Source organism: Pseudogemmobacter hezensis, assembly GCF_013155295.1.
Lineage (GTDB): Bacteria > Pseudomonadota > Alphaproteobacteria > Rhodobacterales > Rhodobacteraceae > Pseudogemmobacter > Pseudogemmobacter hezensis.
The window spans coordinates 255,459-276,867 of record NZ_JABJXT010000002.1; the positions used below are offsets into that span (position 1 = coordinate 255,459).

The 21,409-nt window shown below is 64.7% G+C and carries 26 protein-coding genes; 15 read left to right on the top strand and 11 right to left on the bottom strand.

The window, feature by feature from the left end:
• Window positions 1-110 precede the first annotated feature (110 nt).
• From HOY34_RS03185 to HOY34_RS03205, 5 genes are all read right to left on the bottom strand, one after another.
• Window positions 111-1,853: a SulP family inorganic anion transporter gene (locus tag HOY34_RS03185; protein WP_172359878.1), complete on the bottom strand. Its 1,743-nt coding sequence runs from the start codon at window positions 1,851-1,853 to the stop codon at window positions 111-113.
• Between the two features lie 3 nt (window positions 1,854-1,856).
• A complete protein-coding gene (locus HOY34_RS03190; protein WP_172359879.1) occupies window positions 1,857-2,267 on the bottom strand; it encodes a DUF6691 family protein in 411 nt (136 codons plus the stop codon).
• A gap of 1 nt (window position 2,268) precedes the next feature.
• Window positions 2,269-2,703, bottom strand: coding sequence for a YeeE/YedE family protein (locus tag HOY34_RS03195; protein ID WP_172359880.1), 435 nt, complete (start codon window positions 2,701-2,703; stop codon window positions 2,269-2,271).
• A gap of 40 nt (window positions 2,704-2,743) precedes the next feature.
• On the bottom strand, window positions 2,744-3,622 hold the full coding sequence (locus HOY34_RS03200) for an MBL fold metallo-hydrolase (RefSeq protein WP_172359881.1): 879 nt from the start codon (window positions 3,620-3,622) through the stop codon (window positions 2,744-2,746).
• Window positions 3,623-3,937: 315 nt separating this feature from the next.
• Window positions 3,938-4,402, bottom strand: a complete 465-nt coding sequence (locus tag HOY34_RS03205; RefSeq protein ID WP_172359882.1) for a hypothetical protein — start codon at window positions 4,400-4,402, stop codon at window positions 3,938-3,940.
• 190 nt (window positions 4,403-4,592) lie between these two features.
• Between HOY34_RS03205 and mtgA the strand changes: the two genes are divergently transcribed.
• The 7 genes from mtgA (at window position 4,593) to HOY34_RS03240 (ending at window position 9,195) form a co-directional block, all read left to right on the top strand.
• Window positions 4,593-5,369 (top strand): monofunctional biosynthetic peptidoglycan transglycosylase, encoded by a 777-nt coding sequence (mtgA, locus tag HOY34_RS03210; protein ID WP_172360017.1) that lies wholly within the window; start codon window positions 4,593-4,595, stop codon window positions 5,367-5,369.
• 113 nt (window positions 5,370-5,482) lie between these two features.
• Window positions 5,483-6,151 carry an FtsZ-binding protein FzlA gene (gene fzlA, locus HOY34_RS03215; protein WP_172359883.1) on the top strand — a complete coding sequence of 223 codons (669 nt, stop codon included), beginning with the start codon at window positions 5,483-5,485 and terminating at the stop codon, window positions 6,149-6,151.
• Between the two features lie 84 nt (window positions 6,152-6,235).
• Window positions 6,236-7,285, top strand: coding sequence for a tRNA epoxyqueuosine(34) reductase QueG (queG, locus tag HOY34_RS03220; RefSeq protein ID WP_172359884.1), 1,050 nt, complete (start codon window positions 6,236-6,238; stop codon window positions 7,283-7,285).
• Between the two features lie 112 nt (window positions 7,286-7,397).
• Complete coding sequence (locus HOY34_RS03225) at window positions 7,398-7,565, top strand: hypothetical protein (protein ID WP_172359885.1); 168 nt, start codon at window positions 7,398-7,400, stop codon at window positions 7,563-7,565.
• Between the two features lie 105 nt (window positions 7,566-7,670).
• Window positions 7,671-8,102 (top strand): organic hydroperoxide resistance protein, encoded by a 432-nt coding sequence (locus HOY34_RS03230; protein WP_172359886.1) that lies wholly within the window; start codon window positions 7,671-7,673, stop codon window positions 8,100-8,102.
• Window positions 8,103-8,292: 190 nt separating this feature from the next.
• Window positions 8,293-8,736, top strand: coding sequence for a glyoxalase superfamily protein (locus HOY34_RS03235; protein WP_172359887.1), 444 nt, complete (start codon window positions 8,293-8,295; stop codon window positions 8,734-8,736).
• A 42-nt stretch (window positions 8,737-8,778) separates the two neighbouring features.
• Window positions 8,779-9,195, top strand: coding sequence for a DUF1294 domain-containing protein (locus HOY34_RS03240; RefSeq protein ID WP_172359888.1), 417 nt, complete (start codon window positions 8,779-8,781; stop codon window positions 9,193-9,195).
• Window positions 9,196-9,219: 24 nt separating this feature from the next.
• Here the strand turns inward: HOY34_RS03240 and HOY34_RS03245 are convergent, their stop codons facing one another.
• Window positions 9,220-10,086 carry a branched-chain amino acid aminotransferase gene (locus HOY34_RS03245; protein ID WP_172359889.1) on the bottom strand — a complete coding sequence of 289 codons (867 nt, stop codon included), beginning with the start codon at window positions 10,084-10,086 and terminating at the stop codon, window positions 9,220-9,222.
• 184 nt (window positions 10,087-10,270) lie between these two features.
• On the opposite strand from HOY34_RS03245, the gene HOY34_RS03250 reads away from it, so the two are divergent.
• The 5 genes from HOY34_RS03250 (at window position 10,271) to dxs (ending at window position 14,785) form a co-directional block, all read left to right on the top strand.
• Window positions 10,271-10,777 (top strand): MarR family winged helix-turn-helix transcriptional regulator, encoded by a 507-nt coding sequence (locus tag HOY34_RS03250; protein ID WP_253944185.1) that lies wholly within the window; start codon window positions 10,271-10,273, stop codon window positions 10,775-10,777.
• A gap of 24 nt (window positions 10,778-10,801) precedes the next feature.
• Window positions 10,802-11,536, top strand: a complete 735-nt coding sequence (locus HOY34_RS03255) for a response regulator (protein ID WP_216654619.1) — start codon at window positions 10,802-10,804, stop codon at window positions 11,534-11,536.
• A 177-nt stretch (window positions 11,537-11,713) separates the two neighbouring features.
• Window positions 11,714-11,953 (top strand): exodeoxyribonuclease VII small subunit, encoded by a 240-nt coding sequence (locus HOY34_RS03260; protein ID WP_172359891.1) that lies wholly within the window; start codon window positions 11,714-11,716, stop codon window positions 11,951-11,953.
• Window positions 11,950-12,819: a polyprenyl synthetase family protein gene (locus HOY34_RS03265; protein ID WP_436644942.1), complete on the top strand. Its 870-nt coding sequence runs from the start codon at window positions 11,950-11,952 to the stop codon at window positions 12,817-12,819. Before HOY34_RS03260 ends, HOY34_RS03265 begins: the two co-directional genes overlap by 4 nt.
• Before the next feature lie 37 nt (window positions 12,820-12,856).
• The gene (gene dxs, locus HOY34_RS03270) at window positions 12,857-14,785 is read left to right on the top strand and encodes a 1-deoxy-D-xylulose-5-phosphate synthase (protein ID WP_172359892.1); all 1,929 of its coding nucleotides are present in this window, start codon (window positions 12,857-12,859) and stop codon (window positions 14,783-14,785) included.
• A gap of 71 nt (window positions 14,786-14,856) precedes the next feature.
• Here dxs and lpxK read toward each other — a convergent pair whose 3' ends face one another.
• The 3 genes from lpxK to HOY34_RS03285 are packed head-to-tail and all read right to left on the bottom strand — an operon-like array spanning window position 14,857 to window position 17,320.
• Window positions 14,857-15,852, bottom strand: a complete 996-nt coding sequence (gene lpxK / locus HOY34_RS03275; protein ID WP_172359893.1) for a tetraacyldisaccharide 4'-kinase — start codon at window positions 15,850-15,852, stop codon at window positions 14,857-14,859.
• Window positions 15,852-17,072 (bottom strand): 3-deoxy-D-manno-octulosonic acid transferase, encoded by a 1,221-nt coding sequence (locus tag HOY34_RS03280; RefSeq protein ID WP_172359894.1) that lies wholly within the window; start codon window positions 17,070-17,072, stop codon window positions 15,852-15,854. The genes lpxK and HOY34_RS03280 overlap by 1 nt, the downstream gene beginning before the upstream one ends.
• Before the next feature lie 5 nt (window positions 17,073-17,077).
• A complete protein-coding gene (locus tag HOY34_RS03285; RefSeq protein WP_172359895.1) occupies window positions 17,078-17,320 on the bottom strand; it encodes a DUF4170 domain-containing protein in 243 nt (80 codons plus the stop codon).
• Window positions 17,321-17,536: 216 nt separating this feature from the next.
• Here HOY34_RS03285 and HOY34_RS03290 point away from each other — a divergent pair, with 216 nt between their 5' ends.
• From HOY34_RS03290 to HOY34_RS03300, 3 genes are read left to right on the top strand one after another with little or no spacing between them, the layout of a single operon-like run.
• Window positions 17,537-18,415, top strand: coding sequence for an SPFH domain-containing protein (locus HOY34_RS03290; protein WP_172359896.1), 879 nt, complete (start codon window positions 17,537-17,539; stop codon window positions 18,413-18,415).
• Window positions 18,415-18,693 (top strand): NfeD family protein, encoded by a 279-nt coding sequence (locus HOY34_RS03295; RefSeq protein WP_172359897.1) that lies wholly within the window; start codon window positions 18,415-18,417, stop codon window positions 18,691-18,693. The genes HOY34_RS03290 and HOY34_RS03295 overlap by 1 nt, the downstream gene beginning before the upstream one ends.
• The gene (locus HOY34_RS03300; protein ID WP_366926901.1) at window positions 18,690-19,190 is read left to right on the top strand and encodes an NUDIX hydrolase; all 501 of its coding nucleotides are present in this window, start codon (window positions 18,690-18,692) and stop codon (window positions 19,188-19,190) included. Before HOY34_RS03295 ends, HOY34_RS03300 begins: the two co-directional genes overlap by 4 nt.
• On the opposite strand, the gene HOY34_RS03305 is transcribed toward HOY34_RS03300, so the two are convergent.
• The gene (locus HOY34_RS03305; protein WP_172359898.1) at window positions 19,191-20,006 is read right to left on the bottom strand and encodes a 3'(2'),5'-bisphosphate nucleotidase CysQ; all 816 of its coding nucleotides are present in this window, start codon (window positions 20,004-20,006) and stop codon (window positions 19,191-19,193) included.
• Entirely contained in the window at window positions 19,993-21,339 is a 1,347-nt protein-coding gene (locus tag HOY34_RS03310; protein WP_172359899.1) for a TldD/PmbA family protein, read from the bottom strand. The genes HOY34_RS03305 and HOY34_RS03310 overlap by 14 nt, the downstream gene beginning before the upstream one ends.
• Between the last annotated feature and the right edge of the window lie 70 nt (window positions 21,340-21,409).

Sequence of the window (21,409 nt, forward strand, 5' to 3'; positions counted from 1 at the left end):
CATATGCCGCGCCCGGCCTGCAGTCAGGCGGGCAGTTTCCAGGGCTATCGGTGTCGCGCCAGTGCCGCCGTGATTCAAGCGCAAATCCGCCCTCTGACAGGCCATTCGCGTCAAAGCGCATCGCCCGCCGCCGGGCCGCAGCCAGGCAGCTGCCCCAGCCTGCACATCGCCTCATGCTGGCTGAGAAAGACCTCGCCGCTCAGCTCTGACAGGAAATCACTGCATTTCAGACGGTCCATCACCGGGCCCTTCACCTCAGAGAGGTGAAAGCGGATCCCGGCATCCATCAGGCGGCGGTTGATATCGCCCAGGCTTTCCAGCGCGCTGATGTCGATCTCATTCACCGCCGGGCACATCAGCACGATATGCTTCAGCCCCGGCGAACAGGCCGCCAGCGCCTCGATCCGGTCCTCAAGAAAGCCGGTATTGGCAAACCACAGGCTTTCATCGACCCGCAAAGACAGCACCACCGGGTTGGTGATCACCTGATGGCGGGTGACATTGCGGTAATGCTCGGTCCCGGGGACCTGGCCCACCACCGCCGAGTGCGGATGGCTGGCCCGCCATAAGACCAAAAGGATCGACAGGCCGACCCCGGCCATGATCCCCGCTTCGACACCAAAGCCCAGGGTGACCAGGATCGTCGCCGCCATTGCCGCGAAATCAGGGCGCGAATAGCGCCAGACCCGGGCCAGCGCCGGCAGATCCACCAGCGAAAGCACCGCGATGATAATGGTCGCCGCCAGCACCGCCTGGGGCAGCGCCGCCAGCATCGGGGCCAGAAACAGCGCCGCCAGCGCGATGGCCAGCGCGGTAAAAGCCCCCGCGGCAGGCGTCTGCGCCCCGGCATCGAAATTCACCACCGAGCGGGCAAAGCCCCCGGTCACCGGATAGGCCCCGCTCAGCCCCGCCGCGATATTGGCGGCGCCAAGGCCGATCAGCTCCTGGTCGGGGCCGATCCGCTCGCGTCGTTTGGCAGCCAGCGTCCGCGCAACCGAGACCGATTCCACAAAGCCCACCACCGCGATCAGAAAGGCCGCCGGGGCCAGGGCTGTAACCAGCGCCAGGCTAAGCCCCGGCAGCGCCAGCCCCGGCAGGCCCGCGGGCACCTGGCCAACCAGCGCCACACCCTTGCCGCCCAGATCCAGCGTCAGCGACAGGCCGATCGTGACGAAAATCGCCAGAACGGGCGCGGCGCGGGCGATGATCCCCGCCATCAGCCCGCCTGCCCCCGCCCGCATCAGCCAGCCCTTCAGACGGCTGCGGGCCAGCCATAAAAACACCAGCACGCCGAGGCCGATCATCATCGTTACCGCATTAAGCGGACCTGCCCCGCTCAGCCGGGTGACGACGGCAGGCAGCGTGCTGCCCCCGCCCCCGACGCCCAGGATATGCCCCAGCTGCCCGGCGGCAATCAGCAGGCCGGATGCGGTGATAAACCCCGAGATCACCGGATGGCTGAGGAAATTCGCCACGAATCCCAGCCGCAGCACCCCCATCGCGACCAGCATCGCCCCCGACATCAGCGCCAGCACCGCAGCCGCCGTCACCGCATCAGCCAGCCCCTGCGCCACCACAGGCGCCACCGCCGATGCCGTCATCAAAGAGATCACCGCCACCGACCCCACCGCCAGCACCCGGCTGCTGCCAAACAGCGCATAGGCGATCAGCGGCAGGATTGAGGCGTAAAGCCCCGCCTCGGGCGGCATCCCGGCCAGCATCGCATAGGCCAGTCCCTGCGGGATCAGCATGATCGCCACGATCAGCGCCGCCAGCAGATCCGCCCCCAGCGTCGCCCGCGTATAGCTGCGCCCCCAGTCGAAGATCGGCATCCAGCGGCGCAGGTTCCGCATTGCTCAGCGCTTTTTCAGCTGACGCGCCGCCAGCATGCCCGCCAGCAGCGTCGCCACAAACAAAAGCGGCTCGGGCCGCAGCAGCCCCAGCGCGGGGATCGCGCCGCCCGGGCAAAAACCAGCAATCCCCCAGCCGATCCCCAAAAGGGCCGAGCCGCCAACCAGCCGCCGATCAATCGCCGCCCGGGCGGGCAGGTGAAAGCCCTGGTCGAAAGCCGGGCGCAGGCGGCGCAGCACAAAACGGTAGCCGATCAGCGTCACCGCCAGTGCGCCCCCCATCACGAAGGCCAAAGACGGATCCCAGCTGCCTGCGATGTCAAAGAAATTCAGAACCTTGGCCGGGTTCGCCATGCCCGCCAGCACGATACCGCTGCCAAAGATCATCCCGATCAGCAAAGCTGCAAGCAAAGGCATCTCAGATCCCCCCAATCAGGTGGCGGATCACCCAGACCGTCAGCGTCGCCGTCGCCATAAAGGTCAGCGTGGCCACCAGCGAGCGTGGCGACAGCCGCGCATTGCCGCAGATCCCATGGCCAGAGGTGCAGCCGCCGCCCCAGGTCACCCCCATGCCGACCAGAAATCCGCTGACCGCCACCGCCGCCCATGAAACCGGGCTGTCAAAACCCACCTCAAGGCCAAAGGCCCTGGTCAAAAACAGCGGCGCCAGCACCGCGCCTGCCAGAAAGGCCAGCCGCCAGCCGCGTCCCCCGCCAGCCGCCGCGCCCGGCAACATGCCCGACAGAATCCCGGTCACACCCATGATCCTTCCATGCAGCGCCATCAGCAGAACCGCCGCCAGCCCGATCAATGCGCCTCCGGCGAGGCTGCTCCAGGGGGTGAATTCCGTCATCTTCGTTGCCTTTGCAGTTACGGCTGACCGGATGGCCAGGTTAGTCCCAGGTGGTTTTGAACAGGTTCAGAGGTATTTTCAGATAATGTGAGCCATTTGCCTCGGGCGCGGGCAGCCGTCCGGCATTGGTGTTCACCTGCAGCGCATGCAGGATCAGCCGGGGCATCGGCAGTGTGGCGTCACGGGCCTCGCGGGCAGCGACAAACCCGGCCTCGGTCAGGTATTTTGCGATATGGATGTTTTCCGCCCGCTGGCTGGCGACAGTGGATTCCCAGGCAGCCTCCCGCCCGCCCTGGCAATAATCATGGCCCGTAAAAATCCGCGTTTCATCGGGCAGCGCCAGGATCGCCTGGATCGAGGCCCAAAGCGCCGTCGCGCTGCCGCCCGGGAAATCGGCCCGCGCGGTGCCGCTGTCGGGCATGAAAAGCGTGTCATGCACAAAGGCCGCATCCCCGATCACATAGGTGACCGAGGCCAGCGTATGCCCTGGCGAATGCATCACCCGCGCCGGGATCGAGCCGACCTGAAAACCATCGCCATCGGCATAAAGCCGATCCCATTGCGAGCCATCTGCCGCCAGATCATCGCGGTTGTAAAAGCCGTTCCACAGCTTCTGCACCCCGGTGATCATCGCACCGATCGCCGTTGGTGCCCCGGTCTTTTGCCGCAGATAATCTGCCGCCGAAAAGTGATCGGCATGCGGATGGGTGTCCAGGATCTGCGTCAGGCGATAGCCCTTCTGCGCGATGAAACCCAGCAGGCGATCCGCCTCAAACGTCGCCACCGCGCCGGATTTCTCGTCGTAATCCAGCACCGGATCGATGATCACACAGTCCTTCGTCGCCGGATCAGCCACGACATATTGCACCGATCCGGTGCGTTTTTCATAAAAACCCGTTACCTCGGGATGCTTGCTCATATCTGCCCTATCTGGCCCGAACCGGGGCCGGGCAAACCGGGCCCGGGCCCCCAATTCCCGCTGAAATTCCAACACACACCAACCAGGATCGGAATAATTTTCCCCACGCACAACGACAAATGGCACATCATTCCGCCAGCATTGATCATGCCGGGACACTGTCACGCAATCACGGCTGGCGCCCAAAGGTCAAGAGCCGATCCCGGCGCCCAAAGCCCGCATAACATGCGCGGATGTCGCATGGCGCCAAATGAGAACAGGCCGCCCCTGACAGGCGGCCTGTAAATCTTACCCGAATCCGGGGAAAGCCCGGGCTTACTCGGCTGCGGGCGGCGGCGGCGCGTCATCTTTGCGGCCATCCTTGCCGGGGCCAGGCTTCTTTTTGTCGCCCTTTTTATCCCCTTTGCGGTCGTGATGATCTTTCTTGCCCTTATGCGGGCCATTGCGATCCTCACGAACCGGGGTCGCGGCCAGCTTGTCGGTCAGCGGGGAAATCGCCTGCACACAGGCCTCAATCGCGGTGTCACCGCAATTCACGCTGATCGTGCGCCCACCACCGAAGTCGAGACGGATCATCGGGCCGCGCGCGCCCCCCGGCATTGCGCCATGCATCCCCCCGTGCACCCCCCCGGGCATGCCACCGCGGGCGGGCGGGTGCCCGGCCGGGCTGTCTGGACGGGCATCCTCAGCCGCCTCGGGCGCGGCCTGCGCGAACAATGGGACCGGCATCAGCCCAAGGGCTGCTACAAACAAAGCGGGGATCAGTTTTTGCGTCACCATGGGCCTACCTCTTTACATGGATCATACCGGGTTCAACGCCGCCCCCCGGCATTTCCGTCGCCGCCCTGCCTGGCCCCGGAAAATGCGGGCAGGGGAAGATGCGGGCGGCCAGGCCACGACTCGCGGGCCTTAACCGCAGCCTGGCGCAGCATGGCTTGACGCAAAGCCGCGGATCGGGCCATTGCAGATCATGGTCGAGGAAATCACAGAGCAGCCCGAGGAAAAGACGCCAGTGGTCCGCAAACCACGGAAAAAGCCGGCTGCAAAGTCGCAGGCGAAATCTCTGGCGCGCCCCGCAGGGTTTCTGGCGCGGCTGCGGGGCTGGGTGCTGCGGCTGGTGCTGGGGGTGGTCGGGTTTTTCTTCCTGCTGATCCTGCTGTTCAGCTTTGTGCCGCCCCCGATCAATATCTATCAGATCCAGGAAAGCTGGCGGCTGGGCGGCATAAAGCGCGACTGGGTCTCCTGGGATGAGATCGCCCCGGTGATGGGGCGCTCGGCTGTGGCGGCAGAGGATGCGAATTTCTGCAACCACTGGGGCTTTGACATGGCGGCGATCCGGGCGGCGATTGATTCCGGCTCTGGGCGCGGGGCCTCGACCATCTCGCAGCAGGTGGCCAAGAACGTGTTCCTCTGGCATGACCGCTCATGGTTTCGCAAAGCCGCCGAGGCCGCGCTGACCCCCGCAATCGAGCTGGTCTGGTCGAAAGAGCGCATCCTTGAGGTCTATCTGAACGTCGCCGAATTTGATGAGGGCGTCTTTGGCGTCCAGGCCGCCGCGCAGCATTATTTCGGCGTCGATGCCCGCAATCTGACGGCGCTGCAGGCGGCCAGGCTGGCGGCGGTGCTGCCCGATCCAAAGGGGCGCTCGGCCTCGAAGCCAACCGATTTTGTGCGCAAGCGGACCCGGGCGATCATCTCAGGGGCCGAGACCATCCAGGCCGATGGCCGCGCCGGCTGTTTTCAGTAAAACCGGCTTTCGCTGCATGGTTTCGCCTGTTTTCCCGCCCCTTCGGTGCATCGGGATTGAACCCGAGACCCTCAGCCGCTAGGACAGTGAGAGTTTCCGGGCAGCAAAATCAGATGAACCGTCTTTATCACGTTACCCTTTCGCCCTTTTGCCGCAAGGTTCGGCTGACGCTTGCCGAGAAGAAGATCGAGGTCGAGCTGGTCGAAGAACGCTATTGGGAGCAGAGCCAGGACTTTATGCGCCGCAATCCGGCGGGCAAAGTGCCGATCCTGCGCCTGAATGGCAAATTGCTCAGCGAAAGCCAGGCGATCTGTGAATACCTGGACGAGACCGTGCCAGCCCCCTCGCTGATCCCGCGCGATCCCGAGGCACGTTATGAGACCCGCCGCCTTTGCGCATGGTTTGATGACAAGTTCCATCACGAGGTCACCTCGAAACTGCTTTATGAGCGGGTGAACAAAAAGCTGGCGAAAGAGGGCTACCCGGATTCGCGCAATGTGAAATTCGGGGCCAGCCGGATCAAATATCACCTGGATTACATGGCCTGGCTGCTGGAGCGCCGCAGCTGGCTGGCGGGCGATGTGATGACCCTGGCCGACCTGACTGCTGTGGCGCATCTCTCCAGCCTGGATTACATCTCGGATGTGGACTGGAACCGGCATGAGGTCGTAAAAGACTGGTATGCCAAGATAAAATCGCGTCCCGCCTTCCGCACCACATTGCTGCGCGACCAGGTTCCGGGCTTTCCGCCGCCGCAGCAATATACCGATCTCGACTTCTGATCGTCTGATCGGGGCCTGTCCCTCCCCCGCCCGCCCTGCTCTGCCGGGCTGGCTGTTCCGCCCCGCTCGGGGTATCTTTGCGCGATGAAACGCACCGATCCCACGCCTCTGAAAGACCGTCTGCGCCAGCGGGCGCTGGAAGAGGGTTTCTCGAAGATGGGGATCTGTGCGCCCGATGCCGTGCCCGGCACGGCGGCGCGATTGCGGGCCTTCCTTGAGGCGGGCCATCACGGCAGCATGGGCTGGATGGCCGAGCGTGAGCACTGGCGCGGCGATCCTTCGGCGCTTTGGCCAGAGGCGCGTTCGGTGATCATGCTGGCCGAGCTTTACACGCCTGAGACAGACCCCCGCCTGGTGCTGGACCAAAAAGACCGCGCGGCGATCTCTGTCTATGCCCAGGGCAAGGACTACCACGATCTGGTCAAGCGGCGGCTGAAACGGCTGGGGCGCTGGCTGCTGGATCAGGGGCCTGGCGAAGAGATCAAGGTCTTTGTCGATACCGCCCCGGTGATGGAAAAGCCGCTGGCCCAGGCGGCAGGGCTTGGCTGGCAGGGCAAACACACCAATCTGTTAAGCCGTGATCTGGGGAACTGGTTCTTTCTGGGCTCGATCTTCACCACGCTGGATCTGCCAAAGGATGCGGCAGAGGTCTCGCATTGCGGATCGTGCCGGGCCTGTCTGACCGCCTGCCCGACCGATGCCTTCCCCGCGCCCTATCAGCTGGATGCGCGGCGCTGCATCTCTTACCTGACCATCGAGCACAAAGGCCCCGTCGATGAGGCGCTGCGCCCCCGGATGGGCAATCGCATCTATGGCTGCGATGATTGCCTGGCGGCCTGCCCCTGGAACAAATTCGCCGCCGCCGCCCAGGAGATCGGCTATCAGCCGCGCATCGGGGCGCCCCAGCTGGCAGAGCTGGCAGCGCTTGACGATGCGGGCTTTCGCGCCCGTTTCGCAGGCAGCCCGATCAAGCGCATCGGCCGCGACCGATTTGTCCGTAACGTGCTTTATGCCATCGGAAATTCTGGCCAGCCTGATCTGGTGCCTGCGGCCCGCGCGCTGTGTGACGACGCCGATCCGGTCGTCGCTGACGCGGCCCGCTGGGCAATGGCGCAACTGCAGCCCCAGGCCTGAACCCGCAGGCCAATCCTGGCTGAGACTATCAATTCCCCGATTGCAGGCTTGGGCCAGCACCGATTCTGTGTCAGGCTGGCCCCATAGCACCGCAAACGTGAGGAGGGTCGACATGACCAAACATCTCGCCGACAAACGTGCAGCCGCCACCGGGGCGCGGGTTCAGGCCTTTTTGCGCATCGCCCGCAGCGGACGCGAAACCTTCCATAAACCGCGCGAGGCTGCAGGGCCCGGCAGATTGCAGCAGTTCCTGCGCATCGCACGCGGGCACCGGGTCTGAGCATAACCGGGCCTGAGCAGATCCAGGCCTCAGCATCACCAGCCGCCCCGTGCATATCCCATCGGCCGGGCCTTTCCTGTGCCGGGCACCATCCCAGGAGACACCATGAGCGTTGACGTCAAATACCGCACCACCGCCAAAGCCACCGGCGGCGGGCGCAATGGCCTGTCAGGGCTGGAAAATGGCCAGCTGACTGTCACCATGGCCAGCCCGAAAGAGCTGGGCGGCTCGGGCCTGGGGCACAACCCGGAAGAGCTGTTCGCAACCGGCTATGCCGCCTGTTATCTGGGCGCGATGCGCTTTGCCGCCTCATCCGAAAAGCTGGGACAGGTGCCAGAGGATGCCAGCGTCCGGGCCGAGGTCGGGATCGGCCCGCGCTCTGACGGGGGCTTTGGTCTGGCCGTCAAACTGATCGTCAGCCTGCCCGGCCTGGAGCGCAGCGTCGCAGAAAAGATCGCCGAGCGCGGCCATTTCATCTGCCCCTACTCGAACGCCACCCGCGGCAATATCCAGGTCGAGACCGAACTGACCACCTGAACCAGGCCAATCTTGACCCCAGGGCCACAAAGCCCTATGTGGGCGGCAGGGTTCCGGTCCCTGCCGCCTGCTGGCTTTGTGCCGTGGTGAAACCGGAAAGCGAAACTCCGCCGTTCCTTATCAGGCCGGGTTCGATGGCAATGCAGGCCCCATTGAAAAGATCCCGGCGCTCTGAAAGGACGCAAGGAAAATGGGTCATAGTCCCAGACAAATTCCCTCGACTGACCAGGCGAAAGACCAGGCCCGTATGCTGCGGGCAGAGCTGGCACGCCAGGGGCATGAGGTCAGCCATTCCGCCGCACTCGAACTGGTGGCAAAGGCGCATGGTTTTCACGACTGGAATACGCTGCATGCCCGCGCGGGCAATCGGCAGCCACCACCGGCCATGCCCGGAGACACCGTCGCCGGGCGCTATCTGGGCCAGGAATTTCTGGCAGAGGTGGTGGCAATCCGACTGCTGTCAGAGGGGCGATATGAGGTCGAGCTGCAGCTGGATCAGCCGGTCGATGTGGTGACATTCGACAGTTTCTCGAACTATCGCAGCCGGATCCGCAAAGAGATCGACGCGAAGGGGCGCTCTTTTGACAAAACCTCAGACGGGGTGCCGCATCTCTTGCTGTCGCATCCCGGCTGAGGGCGTCATAATTTCGCCAAAGCTGCGGGACAGAAGACCGAAATGTATCCTGTCCCGCTCTCTTTGCTGATCGCGCTCGCGGGTGTTGCCTGGTTCATCGCAACCAGCTTCATCGCCTGGCATCAGTTTCGCACCGACAAATGGCGCGCGCTTGAGGGGCTTCGCCGCATCCCCGAGCGCGACCTTCTGTTCATTGCGATGATCGGCGACTGGCCGGGGGCCAGGCTCGCGCAGCGCAGGTTCCGCCACAAGACCCGCAAAGAGCCATTCCGCAGCCAGCTGAACACCTGCGCCTGGCCCGCCGGCGCAATCCTGGTCACGCTGGTGCTGCTGGCAGCATCCATCGGCGACAGGCAGGTGATGGTCAGCGGCGATCTGGGCAGGGTCGTCGCCCTGTTGGCCGGGCATGACGCATCCCCGCCGCCGCCATTGCCCCGCCGCTTCGGCCCCGGCTCATAACCGGGCGATGGGCTGGCAAGGCCGTCAGGCGCGAACCAGCCTGGCATAGCCGGCCACGACCCTGCGCGTCAGCGCCCCGATCTCAAAGCGATAGGGCCCGATTTCGGAAACCGGCGTGATCTCTGCCGCCGTTCCGGTCAGGAAGCACTGCTCAAACCCCTCCATCTCGGCGGGGTCGATATGGCGCTCATGAACCCGGATCCCTTCGGCCTGCAGCATCTCAATCACCGTCTGGCGGGTGATCCCGTTCAGGATCGCATCGGGCAGCGGCGTATGCACCTCATCCCCTTTGACGAAGAAGACATTCGCGGAACTGGCCTCGGCGATATGGCCGCGCCAGTCCAGCAAAAGCGCATCGCTGTAGCCCTTCGCCTGGGCCGCCTGTTTGGACATGGTGCAGATCATGTAAAGCCCGGCAGCCTTGGCGGCGGTGGGAATGGTTTCAGGCGAGGGGCGCTTCCAGCTGGCGATATCAAGGCGCGCCCCCTGATCCTGTGCAGCGCCGTAATAGGCCCCCCATTCCCAGCCCGCCACCGCCAGACGGATCGGGTTTGACTGCGACGAGACGCCCATTTCCTCGCCCGCGCCGCGAAAGGCCACGGCACGCAGATAGGCATCGCTCCAGCCATTGGCCGCCAGAACAGCGTATTTCGCGGCCTCGATTTCCGCCACGCTAAAGGGCAGCGCCATATCCAGAAGCTGGGCCGAGCGGATCAGACGCGCAGAATGCTCGACCCCTTTGAAGATGCGGCCATTATAGGCCCGCTCGCCCTCAAACACCGAAGAGCCGTAATGCAGCGCATGGCTGAGGATATGCACATTCGCGTCACGCCAGGGGACCAGCGCCCCATCCATCCAGATGAACCCGTCCCGATCGTCAAACCTGGTCATTTTCAGCCTCATTTTTCCAATAATTGCGCATCAATGCGAATCTATTTCGTAAAGTTGCGCATATTTGGCGAATCGCTATGCTTTTGCACTTGGAAAGTCAACAATGCTGACGTAAATTCCATAAAACGACAGGAGGCCGGATATGTCGCAGACTCCAGGCTCTGGCGCAGGCCAGGCGGGGCTTTTGAACAGTGGCGCGGGCGGTGCCGGGGGCGGTGAGAACCTGCTTTTCCTGACCGATGAGCAGCTGCGCAAAGGCATCGAGGCGATGTTCTTCGCCTATCGTGGCTTTACCGCCGACCCCGACCGCATCCTTGAGACCATGGATTACGGCCGCGCCCATCACCGGGCGCTGCATTTCATCCAGCGCTCGCCCGGAACAACGGTGTCCAATCTGCTGGGGATCCTGGGCGTCACCAAGCAAAGCCTGAACCGCGTCTTGCGCAGCCTGATCGACGACGGCCATGTGCGCAGCGAAAAAGGGCGGCGTGACGGGCGCGAGCGGCATCTTTTCCTGACCCCCAGCGGCGAGGCGATGGAAAAGCAGCTGTCCGACGCGCAGCGGGCGCGGATGCGGGCGGCTTATCGGGCGGCGGGGCCTGCGGCGGTGCAAGGCTTTCGCCAGGTGCTTGAAGCAATGATGGACCCGGGCCTGCGGGACTATTACAACCGCATGAGAGATGGCGGCTGAACGGCGCCACATAAGAGGTGGTGCATGACGGCAGCAGAACAGCAGGCGGCAACTCAGGCGATCGCGCAGCCGGACATCCATCTTCTGGTCGTCGATGATGACGAGCGTATCCGCACGCTTTTGCAGAAATTTCTCGTGCGCAGCGGCTATATGGTGACGGTTGCGCGTGATGCGGCCCAGGCGCGGCGGCTGCTGGCGGGGCTGGAATTCGACATGCTCATCCTGGATGTGATGATGCCCGATGAAGACGGGATCACCCTGACCCGCGATCTGCGGCGGCGCAGCCAGGTGCCGATCCTGCTTTTGACCGCCCGTGGTGAAACGGCCAACCGGATCGAAGGGCTTGAGGCAGGCGCCGACGACTATCTCGCCAAACCTTTCGAGCCCAAAGAGCTGCTTTTGCGCGTTGCCGCGATCATGCGCCGGGTGCCTCAGATCAGCGAGGCCGATCAGCCGCCAAAGGTGCTGCATATGGGCGCGGTGCGCTATGATATGGACCGGGGCGAGCTGTGGCGCGGGCCGGAACTGGTGCGGCTGACCTCGACCGAGGCGGCGCTGATGCGGCTGTTTGCGGCCAGCGCGGGCGAGGCGATCTCGCGTGAGCGGCTGGTGCTGGATCTGGGCCGCGAGGAAGAGGCGCAGGAACGCGCCGTCGATGTGCAGATCACCCGGCTGCGCCGCAAGATCGAGGATGACCCCAAAGCGCCCCGCTACCTGCAAACGGTGCGCGGCGAAGGCTATATGCTGGCGCCCGACTAAGGCTCCTAGCTGATCCCCAAAGGGCCGGGCGATGTGCGCTGGCTCACGCGCACTTGTGCAGAACTTGCGCAGATTGGCGGGCCGGGGGTCGTATCCGGCCCTGAAGGGGGCTATAATCTGCCCGCGCCGACCGATAGGGTCCGCCCCCATATGACCGAGCTGAGCAGGATAAGCCCGATGAGCCAGAAACCCGTTGCGGAAATGAGTTTTGAAGAGGCAATGGCCGCACTGGAACAGGTGGTCAGCCAGCTGGAACGCGGCGAAGTGGCGCTGGAACAGTCGATCAGCCTTTATGAACACGGGGCCGAGCTGAAGAAGCACTGCGCCCGGAAACTGGCCGATGCCGAAGCTCGGGTCGAGTTGATCCGCGCCCAGGAGGGCAAGGCCGTTGGCACCGCTCCGGCCGAAGGGCTGTGAGTTTCCCCGACCAGCTGAAGGCCGCCGCATCCGGGGTTGAGGCCTTCATCGCCGCCACCCTGGACCGCCGGGCCGAGCTGCCTGTCGTGCAGGCGATGCGCTATGCGATGCGCGGCGGCAAGGGTCTGCGCGGCTATCTGGCGCTGGAATCGGCGCGCCTGCACGGGATCCCGACCGCCGCGGCGCTGCCTGCCGCAGCCTCGGTCGAGGCGCTGCATGCCTATAGCCTGATCCATGACGATCTGCCTGCGATGGATGATGACGATCTGCGCCGCGGCCAGCCGACCATCCATGTGAAATGGGATGAGGCGACGGCGATCCTTGCGGGCGACGCGCTGCAGACGCTGGCGTTTGAACTGCTTGCAGACCCGGCGCTTGGCGCGGCCGATCGGCGCATAGCCCTGGTCGCCAGCCTGGCAAAAGCCTCTGGGGCCGAGGGAATGGTTCTGGGTCAGGCGCTTGATATAGCAGCGGAGACCGCGCCGCAGCCGCTGGATCTGGCGGGTATCACCCGGCTGCAGGCGGGCAAGACCGGGGCGCTGATCTGCCATGCAGCAACCATCGGCCCGCATCTGGCGGGGGCCGATCCGGCCCCGCTTCTGGCCTATGCCCAGGCGCTTGGGCTGGCATTCCAGATCCATGACGACATTCTTGATGTAACGGGTGATGCCGACACCACCGGCAAGCGCACGGGCAAGGATGCCGGGCGCGGCAAGGCGACTTTCGTCTCGCTTTTGGGGCTGGAAGGCGCGCAAACCCGCGCAAAAGAGCTGATTTCCAGCGCCGAGGCCGCCCTTACTCCCTATGGCGCGGCGGCAGAAAACCTTGTCGCTGCCGCCCGTTTCACTATATCGAGACAGGCCTGAGCCCATCAGCCCAGGGCCCCTCGCAGGAGCGTTTTTCATGGTCGCCATCCCACCGGACAGCAATTCCGCCAGCCCTGTTCTGGACCGGGTGCACTTCCCGTCAGACATGAAAGCGCTGACCGACCATGAGCTGCGTCAGCTGGCCGATGAGGTGCGCGCTGAGACGGTGGCAGCGGTCTCGGTGACAGGCGGGCATCTGGGCGCAGGGCTTGGCGTGGTCGAGCTGACGGTGGCGCTGCATGCGGTCTTTGATACACCAAAGGACAAGCTGATCTGGGACGTCGGGCATCAATGCTATCCGCATAAGATCCTGACCGGGCGACGCGACCGGATCCGCACCCTTCGGATGGAGGGCGGGCTTTCCGGCTTCACCAAACGCTCAGAAAGCCCCTATGATCCCTTCGGGGCGGCGCATAGCTCTACCTCGATTTCGGCGGCGCTTGGCTTTGCGATGGCCGCCGATCTGGGTGGTGACGCGGGCGATGCGATCGCGGTGATCGGCGACGGCTCTATGTCGGCGGGCATGGCCTTTGAGGCGATGAACAATGCGGGCGCGCTGAAAAAGCGGCTCTTCGTGGTGCTTAATGACAATGAAATGTCGATTGCGCCCCCGGTCGGCGCGCTGTCGGCCTATCTCAGCAAGCTTTACGCCGAAGCCCCGATGCAGGACCTGAAAGAGGTGGCGAAGGGCTTTGTCTCGCTGCTGCCAGGCCCCCTGCAAGAGGGAGCGAAACGCGCCAAGGAAATGCTGAAGGGGATGGCCGTCGGCGGCACCCTGTTCGAGGCGCTTGGCTTCACCTATGTCGGGCCGATTGATGGTCATGACCTGGACCAGCTGCTGCCGGTGCTGCGGACGCTGAAGGCGCGGGCGCATGGCCCGGTTTTGCTGCATGTGCTGACGAAAAAGGGCAAGGGCTACGGCCCAGCCGAGAATTCTCCGGATCGCGGCCACGCGCGGGCAAAGTTCGATCTGGTGACGGGCGAGCAGAAGAAAGCACCCTCAAACGCGCCCTCCTACACAAAGGTTTTCGCCGAAAGCCTGATCCAGGAGGCCGAGCGCGACGAGAAAATCGTAGGCGTAACGGCCGCGATGCCTGATGGCACCGGGCTTGATCTCTTTGGCGCCCGCTTTCCGCGCCGCCTGTTCGATGTCGGCATCGCCGAGCAACATGCCGTGACCTTTGCGGCGGGTCTCGCCGCAGGGGGAATGAAGCCCTTCTGCGCGATCTATTCGACCTTCCTGCAGCGCGGCTATGACCAGGTGGTGCATGATGTGGCGATCCAGCGCCTGCCGGTCCGCTTTGCGATAGACCGCGCGGGCCTTGTGGGGGCCGATGGTGCGACCCATGCCGGATCTTTCGACGTGGCGTTCATGGCCAATCTGCCGGGCATGGTGGTGATGGCCGCCGCCGATGAGGCCGAACTGCGCCATATGGTGGCAACCGCTGCCGCTTTCGACGAAAGCCCCATCGCCTTCCGCTATCCGCGCGGCGAGGGCATGGGCGTTGAGATGCCACTGCGCGGTGAGGTCCTGGAAATCGGGCGCGGCAGAGTGCTGCGTGAGGGCAATAGCGTGGCGCTTTTGTCCTTTGGAACCCGGCTCTGCGAAGTGCTGAAGGCGGCTGAAAACCTGGCGGCGCGCGGCCTTGCCCCGACAGTCGTCGATGCCCGTTTTGCCAAGCCGCTGGATCATGAGCTGATCTTGCGCCTGGCCCGTGAACATGAGGCACTGATTACCGTTGAGGAAGGTGCCACGGGTGGTTTTGGCAGCCATGTGGCGCAGCTTTTGTCGGATGCGGCGGTATTTGATCGCGGGCTGAAGTTCCGCTCGATGGTGCTGCCGGATATCTTCATCGACCAGGCCAGCCCAGAAGCGATGTATCGGATTGCAGGTATGGATGCCGCGCAGATCGAGGCAAAGGTGCTGCAGGTTCTGGGTGTGGCAACGGCTGCAAACCGGGCCTGACTCCGTTTCCTTACAAGGAAACGGGAAAATTCCTTCAAAGGAATTTGTCCGAAATCTTTAAAGATTTCGGATCACAGACCCAGCCTGTCCAGCAGCCTGTCAAAGGGTGCCCAGTCAGAAATTTCAAGCCGCACCACCAATGTCAGAACCTTTGTTCTGAAGGCCGAGGGCAACCGGGCTGCGTCTTTTTCTGTTGTGACCAATTGCGCGTTCAGCAACGCAGCCTCAGCCTCAAGACGCGCAATCAAAGCGGGTGAAAGTGTCTGGTGATCATCCAGCGCTTCGCTGCGCACCAGTTCGGCCCCTTCTGCCCGCAATGTGGCGAAAAATTTTTCCGGGTTTCCTATGCCCGCAAAAGCCAGCACGCGCTGACCATGCCAGTCCATTCCCATTTGCAATGGCACCAGTCTGCCCTGCAGCGCAGGCAGCCCTGCAACTGCATCCGACCAGTTCGCCTGAAATTTCGCCTGCGCGGCCACATCGCCGATCGAGAGGATTGCATCTGCCCGTGCCAGACCCGCCGCGACCGGCTCGCGCAGGGGGCCGGCAGGCAGGCAAAGACCGTTGCCAAATCCCTGCGCGGCATCAACCACCACCAGCGACAGGTCTTTGACCACGCCCGGGTTCTGATGACCGTCATCTAGCAAAATCACGCTGGCACCGGCCTCGGCTGCAGCCCGCACCCCCGCCGCGCGATCCTTCGCCACCCAGACGGGCGCGAAGGGGGCAAGCAGCAGCGGCTCGTCGCCCACTTCATCGGCGCGATGCCGCATCTCGTCGACACGCAGCGGGCCGGGCGCCGTTCCACCATAGCCGCGCGTGACCACCTGCACCTGGTGCCCTCTTGCGCCCAGATGCGCGATCAGCGCCATCACGGTTGGCGTTTTGCCAACGCCGCCTGCGTTCAGATTGCCCACGCAGATCACTGGCACCGGGGCGCGGTATCCCCCCGTCTGCCGCACCCGCCTTGCCGTCGCCGCCGCATATAGCGCCCCCAGGGGTTGCAAAAGGCGTGCCTTCAGCCCGGGCTGTGCGGGCGGGTTGTTCCAGAAATCAGGTGCCCGCATCAGCCGCGCCTTTCCGTGCGGGCAAGGCCCGGGGCGCGGCGCAGCGTGGCCAGAATGCCCTCGGTTACCTCAGCCCCATCAGAGACCACCCCCCAGGCCGCCTGCGCCAGCCGCGCCGTGCGATCGGGCGCCAGCAAATCGCCAAGCGCCTCGCTCAGATCCCGGACCGAGGCCACCGCCCGCGCCGCCCTTGCCGCACCTAGACGGCCGATCTGCGGCGCAAAGCCGCCCGGGCGCGGCCCATGCAAAATCGCCGAGCCAAGCGCCGCAGGCTCCAGCGGGCTGGTCAAAAGCCCGATGCCCGACAGCCCTCCGCCCAGATAGCTGACCGGGGCCAGCCGATACCACAGCCCCAGCTCTGCCGGGTCGTTGACGACGAAAATACTGGTCTCGGCCTCGGGTTCTTCCTCACTGGCCCGCGAGGCAATATCCCAGCCCTCAGCGGCAAGATCTTCGGCCAGAGACACCGCTCGCGCCGGATCTTCGGGCAGGATGATCAACAGCAGGCGATGCGCCAGTTGCAGCCCGTGCTGATGCGCCGCCAGCACAGCCTTTTCCTCAGAGCGCGGGATCCGCGCCCCGAACCAGACCGGGCGCGTCACCATCAGCTTTGCGAGATACTCGCGCTCTGCCTCGAGGCAGGGCAGCGCGAGCGAGCTTTCCTCCATCCGGCCCGTGGCCTCGACGCGGGCGGCGGGCAGGCCCGCCTTGCGCCAGGCCCTTCCGGCCGCAGCATCAATCGCAAACACCATCGAAAAGGCCGAAATCGCCCGCCGCATCGCCCCCGGGATCCAGCTTTCATGGCCGCGCAGGAACCAGGGATCCCCCGCATCCGCCATGACCAACAGCAGCTGCCGCTCGCCGCATTCATGCAGCAGGGCGGGGCGGATCTCGCCCTCGGACATCACCACGGCATCCGGGCGCCAATGGTCAAGAAATTCGCGCACCGCCTGACTGTTTTCATCCGGGGTCTCGTCTTGCAGCACGCCGCGCGGCAGCACCACGCCAGGCCCGCCAGCCGTCAGGACACCCGTCATCAGAACGGATGCGCCATCTTCGGCCAGCAGGCGCTGCGCCAGCTCATTCATCCCCGAAAGCGAGGCAGGCCCCGTCACATGCAGCCAGACCAGCCCGCCCTGCGGCCGCGCCTGACGCTGGTTCTGGCTGCGGCTGCGGCGATTTGCGGCGGGCCACCAGCCCCTCGAAGGCGCCGCAGCCAAGGCGTTCAGCCCAGCTCTGCCGTGGCCGAAGCCGCCAGCTCTTCATCGCGCAGCCGGTGGATATGGGCGATAAAATAACGGGTATGCGCATCATCAACGGTGCGCTGCGCCTCGGCCTTCCAGGCGCGATAGGCGCTTTCATAATCGGGGAACATTCCGACAATATGGATGTTTTCCGCGTCGCGGAACTGCGTCGAATCCGGTGAAACCAGCTCGCCGCCGAAAACCAGGTGAAGTCGCTGCGCCATGATCATCCCCTCCGGCATTGCCGGTCTGCAATGGGCCCGGGACCAGGCCCGGAATGGCGCAATTCTACCCTGCCAGCCCGCCCGGGGAAAGAGCGGCCCGCGCCCTGATGCCGTCACTGCGCCAGAATGACGGAATAACTTACCTTGATGTCGACACATTGAATAACCACAATGCGCGCATTGCCCGCGATGGGCTCTTTTCCAGGAGTGAACTTTATGGATCTGTCACAAATCTCAGGCAGTAACGCCGTCCTGGTGGCGATTGCCGTTTTTATCATCATCTGCATCTTCCTCGGCGTGCGCATCGTGCCGCAATCGGAAAAGCATGTCGTTGAGCGCTTTGGCCGCCTGAAATCGGTGCTGGGGCCGGGCATCAACTTTGTCGTGCCCTTCCTGGACCGCGTTGCCCATCGCGTCTCGGTGCTGGAACGTCAGCTGCCCTCGGCCAGCCAGGACGCCATCACCGCCGACAACGTGCTGGTCAAGGTTGAGACCTCGGTCTTTTACCGCGTGACCGAGCCGGAAAAGACCGTCTACCGCATCCGCGACATCGACGGCGCCATCGCCACCACCGTCGCCGGGATCGTGCGTTCGGAAATCGGCAAGCTGGAACTGGATCAGGTGCAGTCGAACCGCTCTTCGCTGATCGAGCGCGTCAAAGAGCAGGTCGCGGCCATGGTCGATGACTGGGGCGTCGAAGTGACCCGCGCCGAGATCCTGGACGTGAACCTGGATGACGCGACCCGCTCGGCCATGCTGCAGCAGCTGAACGCCGAACGCGCACGCCGCGCCCAGGTCACCGAGGCCGAGGGCAAAAAGCGCGCCGTCGAACTGCAGGCCGATGCAGAGCTGTATCAGGCAGAGCAACAGGCCAAAGCCAAGCGCGTCACCGCCGAGGCAGAGGCCTTTGCAACCGCCGTCATCTCAGCCGCGATTGCCGATAATGGCCTGGCCGCCGCGCAATATCAGGTGGCGCTGAAACAGGTCGCGGCGCTGGAATCGGTGGCCAAAGGCAATGGCAAGCAAACGATCCTGGTGCCCGCCCAGGCGCTGGAGGCATTCGGCAACGCATTCAACATGCTGAAAGGGAAGTGATGGATCAGATCTGGACTGTCTGGTGGAGCTGGGTCGTCCTTGGCCTGGTGCTGGGTGTGGTTGAGGTCCTGGTGCCCGGCTATATCTTTGTCGGCTTTGCGGTGGGCGCTGTGCTGACCGGGGCGCTGACGGGTCTGGGCATCCTTTCTGGCCTGCCGCTGATGCTGGCGGTCTTTGCCGTTCTGTCGCTGATCTCCTGGCTGGTGATCCGCAAACTGCTGGGCACCCGCGAGGGCCAGGTCAAGATCTGGGACCGCGACATCAACGACAATCCGTGACGGCGAATCCGCCCGAAAAAACTGGCGGAGAGACGGGCCGCGCCCCGATCTCTGCCTTTACCGGCGCAAAAGCCGCGCTCTTTCTGTCTGACGGCAGCGGGGCGCGGCTTTTGACATTGCAGCGTGACGTGCATCCAGGCCTGCCCTGGCCCGGCCACTGGGATCTGCCCGGCGGCGGACGTGAGGGCGACGAGACAGCCGAAGCCTGCCTTTTGCGCGAATTGCATGAGGAATTTGGCCTCAGCCTGTCGCCCGCGCGGCTGGAGCACCGCTTTGTCTTTCCGGCCATGAACCCCGGGCCCGCCATGAGCGCGCTTCCGGCGGTATTCTTCGCGGGGTGGATCACCGAGGCTGAGATCGCGCAGATCCGCTTTGGCGATGAAGGCCAGGGCTGGCAGATGATGGCGCTGGCCGATTATCTGGCGCATCCGCTGGCGATCCCGGCACTTTGCACCCGGCTGCGCCATGTTGCGCCATGCCTCGGGATCAGCCTTTGATCAGGGATGAAGCCGCGCCATCAACTCTGCATGCAGCGCCGGCGGGGCCGCGACAATACCGTCAGCCCGGGCATCCTGGCGGTTGAATACCAGGGCCGCGCCGTGGCGGTCGCTGATCACACATCCGGCCGCAGCCGCAATCAGACTGCCCGCCGCCGCGTCCCATTCCCAGGTTGGCCGCAGGCTTAGCATCGCGTCGGCCCGGCCTTCTGCCGCAAGGCACAGACGATAGGCCAGCGAAGAGCGGAACACCCGTTTCACATCGGGCAGGCCGCCCGGCCATTGCGCCGGATCAAGATTGGCGCGATTGGTCATCAGGCTGGCCCCGGACAGCGAGGCACGGCTGCTGGCGGAAATCGGCAGCCCGTTGCACAGAGCAGGCCCGCCAAGGGCGGCGGTATAGGTCAGATCTCGGGCGGGCAGATGCACCACCCCCGCCACCACCCGGCCACGCCGCACCACCGCCAGCGACAGCGCGAACTCTTTCTCTCCGGCCAGATAGGCGCGGGTGCCGTCAATCGGATCGACGATGAAGACATCCTCATGCGAAAGCCGCGCCAGATCATCCGGGGTTTCCTCGGACAGCCAGCCATAGCCGGGCCGGGCCGCCATCAGCGTCTCGCGCAGCGCCCGGTCAACCGCCAGATCAGCCTCGGACACCGGGCCTGCATCGCCGGGCTTTTCCCAGGCCTCAGGCGCGCGCCGCCAATATAGAAGCGCAATCGGCCCGGCAGCGCGGGCCGCCCGTTCCAGCAGGGCCAGGTCTTCGGCATCTGCCGCAGCAGCGCCGACCGGGGCGCGATCAGGCCCCGGCAATGGTCATTCCGTCGATCAGGATCGAGGGCACCCGGATCGCCAGATGCGGCCTTGCATCATTGGCCTGCACGATCCGCCCCAGCATGTCACGCAGATTGCCCGCGATGGTGCATTCATGCACCGGATGCGAAAGCTGGCCATTCTCGACCCACCAGCCCGAGGCGCCGCGCGAATAATCCCCGGTGGTCGGATTGATGGTCGAGCCGATCAGCGAGGTAACCAGCAGCCCGGTGCCCATCTGCGCGATCAGATCGTCACGGCTGGCCGCGCCCGGCGTCAGCTGCAGATTGGTGGTGCCGGGAGAGGGCGGCGCCGAGGGGCCGCGCATCGCATTGGCGGTCGGCGTCATCTTCAGCCGCCGCGCCGTGGCCAGATCGAGAACCCAGGTGGTCAGCACCCCGTCCTCGACGAAGTTTTTCGCCCGCACCGCCAGCCCCTCGGCGTCAAAGGGGCGCGAGGACGAGGCGCGGATGCGCAAAGGATCCTCGGTCAGCGACAGGCCCTGGGGCAGCACCGCTTTGCCCAGCAGATCACGCGCCCAGGAGGCCCCGCGCGCCACCGCCTCACCATTGATCGCGCCCAGCAGGTGCCCGATCAGCGATGCAGCGATGCGCTCATCATAAAGCACCGGATAGGTGCCGGTCGGTGGTTTGACCGCGCCAAGCCGCGACAATGCCCGCTCGGATGCCAGCCGGCCGATACCTTCATCATCGGGAAGATCGGCCGCGAATACACGGGATTCGCCTGCATAATCACGCTCCATCGCGGTGCCCGCGCCGCAAAAGGACACGATGCTGCGGCTGGACCCGGTGCGGCCATACCCGCCGATAAAGCCATTTGATTGCGCCAGGGCGAGCTCGCGGCGCGAAAATGTCGCCGAGGCCTCGGCCTGGGTGATGCCGGAAACCGACAGCGCCGAAGCCTCAAGCCGCCGGGCCGCCGCCTCAAGCGCGGCGGCATCCGGATCTGCACCGGGATCTGCCAGCTCCAGCCCCGCAGCATCGCGGCTGGCGGACAGCTGATCAGGCGTCGCCAGACCGATCGAGGGATCCTCGGGGGCCTCACGCGCCATGGCGACCGCCCGCTCGGCCAGGGCCTCAATCGTCAGGCGCGAGGTGTCCGAGGCCGAAACACAGGCCTGGCGCTGGCCGATCAGCACGCGCAGGCCAATATCGGTGCCCTCGGCGCGTTCGGCCTGTTCCAGCTGCCCCTGACGGATATCAACCGACAGCGCAGTGCCACGCACCGCCAGCGCATCCGCCTGATCCGCCCCCGCCTTCAGCGCGGCACGCAACAGATCCTGGGCCAGTTCGGCAAGCTGGGGTGCAGACATCGACAATCCTCCGGTAGGGCGGAACAGAGGTAGTCGTCAGACCGCCCCAGTGCAAGCCATGGCGCAGGGC